Source organism: Paenibacillus sp. LjRoot56 (assembly GCF_964253335.1).
Taxonomy (GTDB): Bacteria; Bacillota; Bacilli; order Paenibacillales; family NBRC-103111; genus Paenibacillus_E; species Paenibacillus_E allorhizoplanae.
The window spans coordinates 34,097-47,390 of record NZ_CAXURV020000006.1 but is presented as its reverse complement, the minus strand read 5'-3'; the positions used below and the strand labels follow the sequence as shown (position 1 = coordinate 47,390).

Annotated in this window: 12 protein-coding genes and 2 pseudogenes; all 14 read left to right on the top strand. The window is 44.7% G+C overall.

What is annotated here, in order from left to right:
- The first annotated feature begins 13 nt into the window (after positions 1 to 13).
- A complete protein-coding gene (locus tag ACSQ8O_RS33660) occupies positions 14 to 1,573 on the top strand; it encodes an ABC transporter substrate-binding protein (RefSeq protein WP_436245248.1) in 1,560 nt (519 codons plus the stop codon).
- A 25-nt stretch (positions 1,574 to 1,598) separates the two neighbouring features.
- A complete protein-coding gene (locus ACSQ8O_RS33655) occupies positions 1,599 to 3,857 on the top strand; it encodes a beta-glucosidase family protein (RefSeq protein ID WP_436245247.1) in 2,259 nt (752 codons plus the stop codon).
- Positions 3,858 to 3,969: 112 nt separating this feature from the next.
- Positions 3,970 to 5,568, top strand: coding sequence for a sulfatase family protein (locus tag ACSQ8O_RS33650; protein ID WP_436245420.1), 1,599 nt, complete (start codon positions 3,970 to 3,972; stop codon positions 5,566 to 5,568).
- Positions 5,569 to 5,734: 166 nt separating this feature from the next.
- Positions 5,735 to 6,922 (top strand): cytochrome P450 family protein, encoded by a 1,188-nt coding sequence (locus ACSQ8O_RS33645; protein WP_436235164.1) that lies wholly within the window; start codon positions 5,735 to 5,737, stop codon positions 6,920 to 6,922.
- Between the two features lie 100 nt (positions 6,923 to 7,022).
- Positions 7,023 to 7,436 carry a hypothetical protein gene (locus ACSQ8O_RS33640; protein ID WP_436245246.1) on the top strand — a complete coding sequence of 138 codons (414 nt, stop codon included), beginning with the start codon at positions 7,023 to 7,025 and terminating at the stop codon, positions 7,434 to 7,436.
- Positions 7,437 to 7,619 (top strand): hypothetical protein, encoded by a 183-nt coding sequence (locus ACSQ8O_RS33635; RefSeq protein WP_436245245.1) that lies wholly within the window; start codon positions 7,437 to 7,439, stop codon positions 7,617 to 7,619.
- A 72-nt stretch (positions 7,620 to 7,691) separates the two neighbouring features.
- Positions 7,692 to 7,816 (top strand): annotated as a pseudogene (locus ACSQ8O_RS33630) (SUMF1/EgtB/PvdO family nonheme iron enzyme); the annotation flags it as partial.
- 180 nt (positions 7,817 to 7,996) lie between these two features.
- Positions 7,997 to 8,185, top strand: a pseudogene (locus ACSQ8O_RS33625) (sigma factor); the annotation flags it as partial.
- Between the two features lie 240 nt (positions 8,186 to 8,425).
- Positions 8,426 to 9,097 carry a TniQ family protein gene (locus tag ACSQ8O_RS33620; protein WP_436245244.1) on the top strand — a complete coding sequence of 224 codons (672 nt, stop codon included), beginning with the start codon at positions 8,426 to 8,428 and terminating at the stop codon, positions 9,095 to 9,097.
- A gap of 490 nt (positions 9,098 to 9,587) precedes the next feature.
- Positions 9,588 to 9,725, top strand: a complete 138-nt coding sequence (locus ACSQ8O_RS33615; RefSeq protein WP_436245243.1) for a hypothetical protein — start codon at positions 9,588 to 9,590, stop codon at positions 9,723 to 9,725.
- A 286-nt stretch (positions 9,726 to 10,011) separates the two neighbouring features.
- Positions 10,012 to 10,242, top strand: coding sequence for a hypothetical protein (locus ACSQ8O_RS33610; RefSeq protein ID WP_436245242.1), 231 nt, complete (start codon positions 10,012 to 10,014; stop codon positions 10,240 to 10,242).
- Between the two features lie 152 nt (positions 10,243 to 10,394).
- Entirely contained in the window at positions 10,395 to 11,231 is an 837-nt protein-coding gene (locus tag ACSQ8O_RS33605; protein ID WP_436245241.1) for a class I SAM-dependent methyltransferase, read from the top strand.
- 433 nt (positions 11,232 to 11,664) lie between these two features.
- Complete coding sequence (locus ACSQ8O_RS33600) at positions 11,665 to 11,799, top strand: hypothetical protein (RefSeq protein ID WP_436245240.1); 135 nt, start codon at positions 11,665 to 11,667, stop codon at positions 11,797 to 11,799.
- 120 nt (positions 11,800 to 11,919) lie between these two features.
- Positions 11,920 to 12,558: an HD domain-containing protein gene (locus ACSQ8O_RS33595; protein WP_436245239.1), complete on the top strand. Its 639-nt coding sequence runs from the start codon at positions 11,920 to 11,922 to the stop codon at positions 12,556 to 12,558.
- Positions 12,559 to 13,294 lie beyond the last annotated feature (736 nt).

Here is a 13,294-nt window from a genome sequence, read left to right as displayed (position 1 = left end):
AGGGGGTAACAAGATGACAAGAATGAAACGTAGTATGGCGGGTATGATTTCGCTCGCGATGGTGTTCATGTTGCTTTCCGCTTGCAGTTCGAGCAATGGCAGCGGCGATTCATCGGACAAGGGTGGAGCAAGCTCTTCCGAAGTTTCCTCAAGCCCTGGTGCCGTGAATGACGTAATAAGAGAACCTTACGAGATTGTCCTCGCGGCTCCCAGCGCGTTGGCAGAGCCCAAGGATTTGGCGCTGGTTCAGAAAGAAATTAATAAAATCACCCAAGCAAAAATCAATGCAACCGTAAAAATCATGGTCGTTCCATTCAGTAACTGGCAGCAGCAGATGAATCTGATGCTGAGCTCTGGGGAGAAGCTCGATCTGATGGTCACTATTGGTGCCCCCGCATATGCGGCCCAAGCACTGAAGGGTCAGTTGACGCCGCTTGACGATTTGATCGGAAAGTATGGCAAGGGGATTCAAAGCGCATTGGAGCCGGCTTACCTGAACGCGCCGAGAGTAAAAGGCAAGGTGTACGGGATTCCTTCGATTCGGAACTTTGCCACCAATACTGGATTTATGATGAGAAAAGACTTGGTTGATAAGTACAAAATTGACATTGCTGCGATCAAAACATTGGCTGACGTTGAGAAGGTTTTGAAGACGATCAAGGACAACGAGCCGGACTTGGCACCGATCGTGCCTGCAGTAGGCGGTGATTATGGGATGCTGCTTGGCTATAATAATCGCGATTCGCTTGGGGACGATTACGGTGTTCTGATGGACTACAATTCCTTGAAGGTAACCAATTATTACGAAACGCCGGAATATGCGGAACTCTTGAAAACGCTTAGAAGATGGTACAAATCAGGATACATTCTGAAGGATGCCGCGACGAATCAAATTACCGGCAACCAGTTGGTCAAGGCGGGAAAAGCGTTCGGTTATATCACCAATATGAAGCCTGGTTACGATGCTCAACAATCAATAACTGCAGGTACCGCGATGGTATCGGTGGAAATCAAGCCACCTGTTTCCACCACCACCGATGTTACCAGTATTATGTGGGCGATCCCCCAAAATTCCAAAAATCCGGAGCGGGCCATGATGCTCCTGAACATGCTCTATTCGGATAAAGATCTCGTGAATTTGTTCGATTGGGGAATCGAAGGCAAGCACTATCAGAAAGTGGCCGATAACGTCATCGACTTCGCTGCGGGCGTTGACACCAAGAACATCGGATATGCACCGAATTGGGACTTTATGATGGGGAACCAATTCTTGTCATATGTCTTTAACGGGAATGCCCCGGACATCTGGAAAACCACCGCTCAGTTCAATACAAACTCGACGAAATCCAAAGCGCTTGGGTTTAACTTTAACCCCGAGGCTGTGAAAACGGAATATACGTCTCTTGAAAACATTAAGAAGCAATACTTGAACGGATTGAATACGGGGACATTAGATCCTGATAAGACGCTTCCGGAGTTTATCGCCAAATTGAAATCGGCAGGCATTGACAAAGTCATCGCGGAAAAACAAAAACAGCTGGATGAGTGGGCGAAAATAAACCATATTCAATAACGCCTAGCCCAAGAAAGGTGATCCCATGAAAAGAGATATCAAAGTATTAATGAAAGAATTGACGTTAGAGGAGAAAGCCGGACTATGTTCGGGATTAGATGCCTGGCGCACGAAAGCCGTTGAACGTCTCGGCATACCGGCGATCATGATGACGGATGGCCCTCACGGGCTGCGTAAGCAAAAGCCGGATAACATGTTTGAGAGTATTCCTGCTACATGCTACCCTTCAGCGGTAGGGCGAGCTGCATCGTGGGATCGAGAATTGATGGATAAAGTTGGAATCGCACTAGGTGAAGAATGTCAAGCTGAGGATGTTGCCATTCTACTCGGTCCCGGCGTCAATATCAAACGGTCTCCACTCGGCGGACGAAATTTCGAATATTTCTCGGAAGATCCGTATTTATCCTCCGAACTGGCGACGCACCATATTAATGGGGTACAAAGCCAAGGGGTCGGCACCGCGCTGAAGCATTTCGCTGCTAACAATCAGGAGCACCGCCGGCTGACAATCGACGCGATCATAGATGAACGCACGCTTCGGGAAATTTATCTAGCCAGTTTCGAAGGCGCAGTGAAGCAAAGCCAGCCATGGACCGTCATGTGTTCCTACAACAAAGTAAACGGGGATTACGCTTCCGAGAACGAATATTTGCTGACCGACATTCTGAAGAACGAATGGGGGCATGAAGGTTTTGTCATGTCCGATTGGGGGGCGGTCAACAAGCGGGTAGACGCACTTGCAGCAGGCCTTGAACTGGAGATGCCCTCCAGCAGCGGCCTTGGGGATCGGAAAATCGTCGATGCCGTTCGAAACGGCGAGCTGTCCGAGCAGCAGTTGGATGCGGCTGTTGAACGTCTCCTGACTGTTATATTCAAAGCGGCGGACAACAAAAAGTCCGGGGCATCCTACGACACGGAAGCGCACCACCAATTGGCGAGGGAAGCTGCAAGAGAGAGCATGGTGCTGCTGAAAAACGAGGACGATCTGCTGCCGCTCCCGAAGTCGGGGAAGATCGCCGTCATTGGCGCATTGGCCAAGACGATACGCTATCAAGGCGGCGGCAGCTCTCATATCAAACCGACCAAGCTGGAGAATGCTCTCGAGGAAATGGTGAAGTCAGCGGGAGAAGGCGTGGAGATTATGTACGCTCAGGGCTATGATCTGGAAAGTGATGCCGCAGACCCGCAGCAGTTGGAAGAAGCGCTGACAATAGCTCGGGATGCAGATGTGACGATCGTATTTGCCGGAGTTCCGGAGCGCTACGAGTCGGAAGGATTCGACCGCAAGGATCTCCGCTTGCCTGATAGCCAGAACCTGTTGATCGAAGCGCTTGCGTCCGCGCAAAACCAGGTCATCGTTGTCCTATGTAACGGGGCCCCCGTCGAGATGCCGTGGGTTAGCCGGGTAAAGGGGATTTTGGAAGCTTACCTCGGCGGACAGGCAGTAGGCGGAGCGATTGCTGATCTGCTTTTCGGTGATGCCAACCCTTGTGGCAAACTGGCGGAGACATTTCCGGAGCGCTTTTGCGATAACCCTTCCTACTTGTTCTTCCCAGGAGACGGCGACCGCGTAGAATACCGCGAGGGAATTTTCGTTGGGTACCGTTATTATGACACGAAAAACGTCCGACCATTGTTCCCGTTCGGCCACGGGCTAAGCTATACGACATTCGAATATTCCGATCTGCTTCTGGATAAGCGGGAAATTGACGATACGGAGACGGTTCGGGTATCTGTAAAAGTCAAGAACATCGGAACGCGAGTGGGCAAAGAGATTGTGCAGCTCTACGTAAGAGATGTCGCGAGCAGCATGACACGTCCTATTAAAGAACTGAAGGGGTTCGATAAAGTCAGTTTGGAACCAGGCGAGGAGAAGACGATTACTTTTGTGCTGGATAAACGTTCCTTCGCCTACTATAACGTGGAGATTGCGGACTGGCATGTTGAATCCGGCGAATTTGAAATTCTGATTGGAAAGTCGTCACAAGATATTATCTTTCAGCAGAACATTCAGGTGAATTCGACAACTATAATCCGGAAGCTTGCTACGTTGAATACGACAATCGAGGAGCTGGCTGAGTTCCCTGGAGGATTGGAATTCATGAATCAATTGAAGCAATACCTACCGTTCGGCTTCGACCAAGTGGGTGAATTGGACGCTACCGTGCGCCACATGATTGAATCTTTCGTACGCGCTATGCCTCTTCGACAACTGCTCACGATGAGCGGCGGCAGATTAACGGAAGAGATGATGGATGGCATTTTGGCTACGCTGAACGCTTAACGCGGAAGATTACACGACAGTCAATTAGTAGACGTAGTAAGTCCAGCAAGAGAAGTTAAACATGTCCTTATATTTAAATATTATCCATGAAGAAAAGAAAGGAAGCAGACTGATGCGCATCTTGTTTTTGGATTTGGACTCGATGGCTCCATGGCATTTAGGATGCTACGGCTATCATCGTAACACCTCCCCGAACATCGACAGGATTGCTAAAGAGGGCGTTCGCTTCAGTAATTACTACACATCGGACGCCCCGTGCTTTCCTTCAAGAACGTCGCTAATGACCGGGCAGTTTGGCATTCGCAACGGCCTTGTTGGGCACGGCGGAACTGCAGCTTCACTGCGTCATGAAGGGGTATCTCGTAGCTTTAAGGACAGGCTGTCCTTTGAAAGCATGCCTGCATTTATACGCTCTAGCGGCCTGCGTACCGCGCTGATTAGCCCATTCGGTGAACGGCATTCGGCTTGGCATTTCTATGCGGGATTCAATGAGGTGTACGATACGGGAGATAACGGAATGGAATCGGCCGAAGAGGTTACCCCGACGGTGCTAGACTGGATCAAACGGAACGGCGCTAGCGACGATTGGTTCCTATACGTGAATTACTGGGATCCGCACACGCCTTACCGCGCACCAGAGTCATTCGGCAATCCGTTTGCCGACGATCCGCTGCCCGCCTGGATCAATGAAAATGTGCTGGAAAAGCACAAGAAAAAGGTCGGGCCGCACAGCGTGCATGAGATCAACATGTACGACAACCAGACGTATGCGAAATATCCGCGCAATCCGGGCGAGATCGCCGACATGGATGGCATGCGGAAGATGATCGACGGCTACGATTGTGGCGTCCGTTTCATGGACGATCATCTCGGAATGGTCTTCGAAGCGTTACGCAGTCAGGGTGTCATGGACGATTTAGTCGTGATCATTACTGCGGATCACGGTGAAAACATGGGCGAGCTTGCCATCTACGGTGAGCACGGCACGGCCGATCAGGGAACCTGCCGTATCCCGATGATTATTCGCTGGCCAGATCGCGTGCAGCCGGGTGTCCGTGAAGGGCTGCACTATCACCTCGATCTTCTGCCCACACTTGCGGAGATGTTGGGTTCAAAGCCTGCCGAAAGCTGGGATGGTGAAAGCTATGCCGCATCCTTGACCGGAGAAACCGACGAGGGACGCAATTATTTGGTCGTTTCTCAAATGGCCCACGTCTGCCAGCGTTCCGTCCGCTTTGACAATTGGCTGTACATGCGCACCTATCATGATGGCTATCATTTGTTCGATAAGGAAATGCTGTTTGACCTTGAGAGTGACCCGCTTGAATTCAACAATATCGCCTCCATACGTCCCGATATCGTTAAGCAGGCTGTTTACTATTTAATGGAATGGCATGACGAACGAATGGCCTCGATGACTTGCGATGTCGATCCGATGTGGACGGTTATCCGCGAAGGAGGTCCGTTCCATGCGAAGGGATTCCTGAAGGATTACGTGAAACGGCTGGAAGCGACCGGACGAGGGGACGCAGTGCCGGAGTTGATGCGCCGTCATCCGAGCGAATTTGCGAATAACGAGAAAAAAACAGCTTTTTCGAAGGCTATCATTGAGCAGCATATCAAAAAGCTGCAAGCAGAAGGACGGCACGATGAATTGGAAGAGCTCATGCGGCGACATCCGCAAATCGCGGAAATGATGGTGAAGAAATAAAAGCCGATCGTTCGAACCATCGTCCAGAGGCATGCCTGAAGGTCCAGTCCCAAATGCTAATTTCAAAGAACTAGCTGGAAATTTTGATGGCGGCTCCCATCCCCCGAGGGGGATGGGAATTTGCTCATAACTGCCTTCAAGAAATACTATACGAGGAGCGTTTAAAATGAATTCAAACTTGGCAAACCTTTTGTTTACGAAAACGTTCACTCAAAATCCCTATCCCGCTTATTCTCAATTAAGGGAGAAGGATCCTGTGTACCGGATGATGCTTCCGAATGGCCAGTACGGATGGATGATAACGAGATATGAAGATGCAGTCGAGGCTTTGAAGGACCCCAGATTTATTAAGGATAATTTTAAAATATCCGGCGCGGATAAAGAAACCGCAAGCGTTTTTACCCACAATATGCTTTTTGCCGACCCGCCCGATCACAAAAGATTACGCGGACTCGTCCAAAAGGCGTTTACGCCGCAAATGATAGCCGGGTTGAGAGGCCGCATTCAAGAAATTGCCGATGAACTACTCGATAACCTCTCCGGGAAAGATAGTATGAATTTAATCGACGAGTATGCTTTCCCGCTGCCGATTATCGTCATTTGCGAAATGCTCGGAGTTCCTTCTGAAGACCGCGATAAGTTCCGCGTCTGGTCCAATTCGTTGATCGAGGGTCCAAGTGGTGAAAATGCAGCTGAACTTTATACTCACATAAACGAATTCATCCAGTACCTTGGACAGTGGTTTGCCAAAGTGCGGGGAAATCTTGGGCAAGATTTAATTAGCCAGCTAATCATTTCTGAAGATGAGGGCGATCGGTTAACAGAGAGGGAACTATATGGCGTAGTAACACTCCTCATTATTGCCGGACACGAAACAACCGTTAATTTGATCGGCAATAGCATTCTTGCTTTATTAGAGCATCCGGAACAGTTTAAGCAGCTTCAAAATAATCCGGAATTGATCCATACCGCAATTGAGGAAGTGCTTCGTTACAACGGTCCGGTCGAATTCAGTACATCGAGATGGGCGCGAGAAAATTTGGAGTTCAAAGGCAAGTCAATCACAAAGGGAGACTTAGTGATTGTTGCGCTGAATTCCGCCAACCACGATCCGAACCAGTTCCAAGATCCAGAAATTTTTGATATTACCCGGCAAAAAAGCCAACACCTTGCATTTGGAACAGGAATTCACCTTTGCCTGGGCGCCCCCCTCGCTCGCCTGGAAGGTGAAATTGCCATTACGAATCTACTTAAGCGTTATCCTCAAATCAAACTAAAGGTAGACAAAAACGGGCTCGAGTGGCGACCCGGGATGATCGTCAGAGGAGTTAAAGAAATACCGCTTTCTTTATAGACTGTCAAACGAAGAAAACTGGTGCTCCTCCTACTAAGGATCATCAGTTTTGGTCCAGGGTACCTGCCGCATCCCGATGATTATTCGCTGGCCGGACCGCGTGCAGCCTGGCGTCCGCGAAGGGCTGCACGACAATCTCGATCTTCTGCCCACGCTTGCGGAGATGTTGGGTTCAAGGCCTGCCGAAAGCTATGCCGAATCTTTGACCGTAGGGAACGTGTGCCGTGATTATTTGGTTGTTTCCAAATGGCCCACGTCTGCCAGCGTTCCGTCCGCTTTGACAATTGGCTGCACATACGCACTTATCATGATGGATATCATTGACCTTGAGCGCGACGCGATTGAGTTTAACAATATTGCCTCCAAACGTCCCGATATCGTCAAGCAGGCTGTTTACTATTTAATGGAGTGGCACGACGAGTGGATGGCCTCGATGACTTGCGATGTCGATCCGATGTGGACGGTTATTCGCGAAGGCGGTCCGTTCCATGCGAAGGGATTCCAGAAGAATTAAGTGAAACGGCCGGAAGCGACCGGACGAGGGGACGCATTGCTTGAGTTGATGAGCCGTCATCCGAACGAATTTGCGAATAACGAGAAAAAGCCAGCTTTTTCGAAGGCTATTATTGAGCAGCATATCAAACGTTTGCAGGCGGAAGGAAGTCACGATGGCTGCGGGTGCTCCGGGCACATATGATGTGCATGCAAATGGATGGCATGGTACTTGTGTAGGACGGATACGGATTGTATTAAATGTCCAGGAACGTGTGGGAGTTCGTATTTATGCCAGAAATCGGACTGCAACCGATATCGCGTAGCGGCACGTAGCAAAATACGCCGGACCGCTCGGCCGGAAATATAGGATTCCGCTGTGCAGTAGATGCAACACGGTAATTATGTCATGGCCAGTTGATGAATTATTGAAGGTATTTGACAAGTTATACGGGAAATTATTTCTGGATATTTTCTATAAATGAGTAGTTTGTTGAGCAAACGAGGAACATACTTTAATACAAGCGGCAGTCCAGGACTTCATTTTTTAGTCCATGGCTGCCGTGTTTAAATATATGGAGAATCACTCTAACATTTTACCACCTGAAGAAATTTACGTTGCTTCGTGTCCACAACCTCAATAAATTCGACAATACAGGAGAAGATCTCGAGGATTTGATTTCCATTGGGACAATTGGATTGATCAAAGCGATCGAATCCTTCTAACCGAAGAAGGGCACGAAACTGGCAACGTTTTCCGCACGTTGTATCTAGAATGAGATCCTAATGCATCTGCGTTCATTGAAGAAAACGAGCAAATATGTCTCGGTTAGAGTGGTTGGGTGCGTTGGAGCATAAGATTGAGAATAAAAATTAAGCATTTTTTATGTAATGTTAAACTAAAGATTATCTGTTCTTTGGTTGAGTATCTCTGACTTTCTATGAATATAATTTTGTCTGATTGGGAATATTGAATTTGGTATGCCTAAATAATCGTAAGGACGATTGATTTTGAAAAAAAAAATATCGAACAACAGCCCCAAAAGATTGCCAATCCGTCCTCGCCCCCGTGATGATGAAAGTTTAGTTAGCTATATTTATCGATTAGCTAATGCAAACTATTATGATATTTCTTGCATATATGAGTTGCTAGGAATTGATATTACTAAAATACGTACTCGTGGATTTCAACTTGGAAATGAAAAAATAGATACAGCAATTCTGTCGAAAATTACTGGAATTGATCAAAATGTGTTTGATAGATTAACGTTGAATATCAAAAATTCAAACTCAGTGATTCAAAATACAATTGATCAAATATTACGAATTCCAATTAGATCAGCATTAAAGATAACAAGAGAGAATAACGTTAAACGAGGGCATAGCTATTATATTAAAAAGGACTTTATAGAAAAGCTAGAGGAGTTAATCAATCATAAAAGTAAAGTAATTAACGATGAGTCTTCATTAATAGTGTTATATCAATCGCAAAATTATTTTATTAGGATAACCAAGGGAACTTTAATTGACTACTACAAGTTCTTATTTGAATCTGGAATACAATTGTATATAAAACCGGGGAAACTGGGTCTAAATAAAATATTCTTCGATAAACAACAGTTAGCTCAAAAATTAGAAAGTTATGTGTATCTTGAAAAGGCAGATACTTCGTTATTTACTTAACTTTCGGGGTCTGTCAAATTTTATTGTGTAAACTCTTTTAAAAGACTTCTCTCCTCGGGGGGGGGATTGGAAAAACATCAATTGCAATGGAAGTTATATCTTTATTTTAGGCTTGTCATCATTCCAATTATTGTTTAGTATAAGGTTGTATTTAGTTGCAGGAACGGGATACGAGTTATCTCGTCAAGGTAAAAACCATTTCTGGGGTTAAGCCATTTCATCCGATTATGTAAAACCGTTATTGAAATACCTCTTTTAGGTATTTCAATAACGGCTTTTTAATTTTCCTGAACTTGGTTCGGATTCATTCAAGTAAACGTAACTCAGACCCACACATAAAGCAGGTTCGCTGGAGGAGAGCACAACATTGTGTCATTTCATCTTACAATAACCTTATGAAACGACAAAATATATTACAGAAAGCGCCAAAACTTAAATCCGAATAGACCAAAGCAGTGATTAAAAAACGACAAAACAAGTTACAATCCACATGAAGAGTATGGATTCCGTAGTGGTTAATTTAAATATTGATGATGACACTCCCGAGTTTACAAACAAAGATAACGTAGGACAGGTTGATATTTTAAAAAATAATCGAGTGATGATCACTTTAAGTAAAAATGGGTAAATTGGTTTCGCACAGGAATTACTAAGACTGGCTCATAATGATTTTACAAACGGCTACCTTGTACACGTCGATCCCAGCGAGTACGGATATGTATCTCAAACAATGGGCTTTTTCTCAATGCCCAACAGTGCGGAGCTAATAATTTCTTGCGGAGATTTTGGGCCGATTGATTCCTATCTGAAAGAGTAACTAAACAAGGCAAGCAACTTTGAGGAACAGTTGGGGAACAAAACTAGCGAACGATAGTTTGAAAAACCTTATAGGCATTTATAATGGGAGTGATTTTATGAATATTGGTTATAACCTCAAATTGCCTAACCATAAACGGTTTATACCTGTAACAAGCCCCGTTGTACTTGACCATACCAAATACATTGAATTTCAAGGAACGATATTCAAAATTAAAAGAAAGTACATGACGAGTGAATCTGGGGAAGTCATTGAAGTCATTAATACTAAAGAAGAGCCTGAACAGATAATAAAATTAAATAAGTACGTAAATCCTTACTTACTTTAGGCTGATGGCTAAACAAACGAGTAACGTTTGTGAAATAAACAGGGAGCAGATCGCCGCATCCGGCAACTGCTTCCTGTTTCTATTGAAGTGTAAGGGAAATTATCTTTGTGGTAATATTTAGGAAGCAATATGTCTCATATTAGGGGGTAAAAATGAACGAACGCGATTCTACTTACAATATTGCAAATGCAAAGTTAGGTTTTCAAAACGAAGTAGAGAGGTTAAAAGTCCAAGCAATGATGGGTTGGGATAAAGAGTTCCGTAATTTAAGTTGGTATGGATTACAGAACGGCATGAGCGTATTAGAGTTGGGAAGTGGTCCAGGTTTCGTTACAGAACAACTTTTAAATGGATTACAGGATAGTAAGATTACTGCTCTCGAAGTTGATATAGACCTTTTGGATGTAGCTAAAAGTAGGTTAGACAAATTCCCATCACCAAGACTTCAGTTTGTGCATTCGTCTGTATATGATACTGGATTGCCTGATAATACATTTGATTTTGCCATTGCAAGATTACTTTTTCTACATTTACATTATCCAGAGAAGGCAGCCGAAGAAATCTTTCGAGTGCTAAAACCTGGTGGGAAACTGGTCATCATAGATGTAGATGACCAAGTTTTTGGAGTAGTTGAACCCAATTTTACTTTACTATCTTCTGTTATACAGAAACTAGCGAATTATCAAGCATCAAAAGGCGGTAATCGGTATATCGGTAGGAGTCTGCCTAGACTCCTAGCAAAAGCAGGTTATATTGATTTAGATATGGATACCGTAACACAGCATAGTGATCTTCATGGAATTGAGGGTTTCAAAAGGCAATTTGATATTAATCGTTTTATAGCTTTTTATAAGAATGGGATCCTCAATAAGGAAGAATTCGATCAGTTAAACCAAGCTTCTGAGAACATAAATAATTCTCCTGAGGCATATGCGATGATGAATTTTGTAATGGCATGTGGAAAAAAACCTATACTGAACAGATTATAGACAATGAACTAAGCTAACGGAGAACGATAGCTCAATAAACATGAGCAACGGCAGCCGGCATAAGGACTGCCGTTTTCTCAACTAAAGGGCAGTTTTGTGTAATCAATCTACCTTATTTGACATTTTTTTGAATATTAAATTGAGTGCAAAATAAACAGCCCCGCCGACTAAGCCCGAATAGTTTAGGAACCCATTCAGAAAATAACCTCCGAATGTCCAACAAACTGCAAAGGCAATTGCTCCAAAAAACCATATTCGACGGAGAACGTTAGCTCAATCAGGGAGGACCATAATGGTTCTCCCTATTTTCCATTCCAACCCGGATAAGCATCACCTACACAGTCATAAGGAGAACTCAAAAAAAACCTATTCAGGGGCTGGATAAAAAAGGTCAAGAAGGATTATTGTTGGGCCTGTCCCTATTAAACGTTCGATGAAATACGGTAATAATTATTGGGAGTATTGGCGTGAATTGTTCCGCATATTCGGTCCCACAAATGAGAAATATGGAAAGGAAGCGAGCAGACTGCTCGAGGCGAGACGCGAAGTGGAAGAGAGCATTTCGTGATTGAGCGGCATGCCAAGCTTTCATTCAGTTGATCTATCATTGTAATAGAAACTGGCGCATTGATCTCGCAACGATCAAGTCCTATAATTGGTTAACGAATGAATAAGGGGGAAGTTGTCGATGACGAATTTAATCGCTGATATAAAGATTCCCGATAGTAAACTAGCCGTTGAAGCTGCTGAATTATTGCGTGAGCATGGCGACGACCTTCTGTGGAACCACTCTAACCGGGTATTTCTATTTGCGGCTATGAAGGGTAACCTGAATCAAATGAAATACGATTCTGAATTGCTTTATATCAGTTCGCTTTTCCACGATATCGGTCTTACTTCCGCATTCCGAAGCATGGACAAACGCTTTGAGGTCGATGGGGCTAATGCTGCCCGCGATTTTCTTAAAAGTCGCGGCGTCCCGGAAGATTCCATTCGGCTTGTATGGGATGCTGTTGCCCTGCATACATCCATCGGAATCGTCGAATATAAGGAAACCGAAGTGGCGCTTATGAATTTTGGCGTCGGTTATGATGTGGTCGGGAAGAACTTCGATCTCATCTCAACAGAAGCGCGGCAGCAAGTCGTCGAGGCTTTTCCTCGCAACCGGTTCAAACACAACATCTTACATGCATTCTTGGAAGGCTTCAAACACAAACCGGAAACGACATACGGGACGATTAACGCCGACGTGTGCGAATTGCTTCTTCCGGGATATAAGCGCCCCAACTTTTGCCATCATGTCCTTCATTCCAAATGGGACGAGTAATTGACTTGAATGATCGCGCTAGCGGGTAACGATAGTTGAACAGCGGATGCTGATGCATCCGTTTTTTTGTTCGCTGAACTAACGGGCAGATTAGTTTAACAGTTGACTATTCATTGTCCCTCGTAATTAGTCCAACAATAAACAGGACAACCCCAATAAGTGGAATTATTACTTCAAACAGATGCAATCTTATATGCATATTGTTTTGAACGTAATACATCAGTACAAAGAGAAAAATACCTGATAGCATTAATTTGTTTGATGGCATTAGTTAAATCACCTCAGTCCAAGTTTATCATATTGCATGAATGAATGTTAAACTAACGGAGAACGATAGTTAACATCTGGTTGGCTACCACGTGGTAGCCCTCCACTCCGCTAAACGAGCAGTCCGCAAAGGATAAGGATATTATAGAATGAGGTGAACTCTGTGGAATATTGTCGCCTTAGTGGTAAAGAGGTTCATTATAAAAGTATAAAAGAAATTACTCCTCAGGGTTTATACTACATTGATGAAGGGGAAACACACTATATTGATTTTCTCGAGTGCAGAAAAAATTTTGTGAATTATGTGAATTCATCTAACGACTTTAATATAACAGATTTAAAAGAAATTGAATCGAAATGTGTGGCTTGGCGTTGTATGTTGCAAATTGAATTTTTTAGTGAACCAAGAATAAAGATAATAATTCCATACAAAAAAACGCTGTGGGAGAGAATTACAAAGCGAAACTTT

Coding starts and splice junctions, on each gene's coding strand:
- ACSQ8O_RS33650 (WP_436245420.1), top strand. CDS start 3,970: ATGCGCATCTTGTTTTTGGATTTGGACTCGATGGCTCCATGGCATTTA.
- ACSQ8O_RS33605 (WP_436245241.1), top strand. CDS start 10,395: ATGAACGAACGCGATTCTACTTACAATATTGCAAATGCAAAGTTAGGT.
- ACSQ8O_RS33615 (WP_436245243.1), top strand. CDS start 9,588: ATGAAGAGTATGGATTCCGTAGTGGTTAATTTAAATATTGATGATGAC.
- ACSQ8O_RS33645 (WP_436235164.1), top strand. CDS start 5,735: ATGAATTCAAACTTGGCAAACCTTTTGTTTACGAAAACGTTCACTCAA.
- ACSQ8O_RS33660 (WP_436245248.1), top strand. CDS start 14: ATGACAAGAATGAAACGTAGTATGGCGGGTATGATTTCGCTCGCGATG.
- ACSQ8O_RS33610 (WP_436245242.1), top strand. CDS start 10,012: ATGAATATTGGTTATAACCTCAAATTGCCTAACCATAAACGGTTTATA.
- ACSQ8O_RS33600 (WP_436245240.1), top strand. CDS start 11,665: ATGAAATACGGTAATAATTATTGGGAGTATTGGCGTGAATTGTTCCGC.
- ACSQ8O_RS33655 (WP_436245247.1), top strand. CDS start 1,599: ATGAAAAGAGATATCAAAGTATTAATGAAAGAATTGACGTTAGAGGAG.
- ACSQ8O_RS33595 (WP_436245239.1), top strand. CDS start 11,920: ATGACGAATTTAATCGCTGATATAAAGATTCCCGATAGTAAACTAGCC.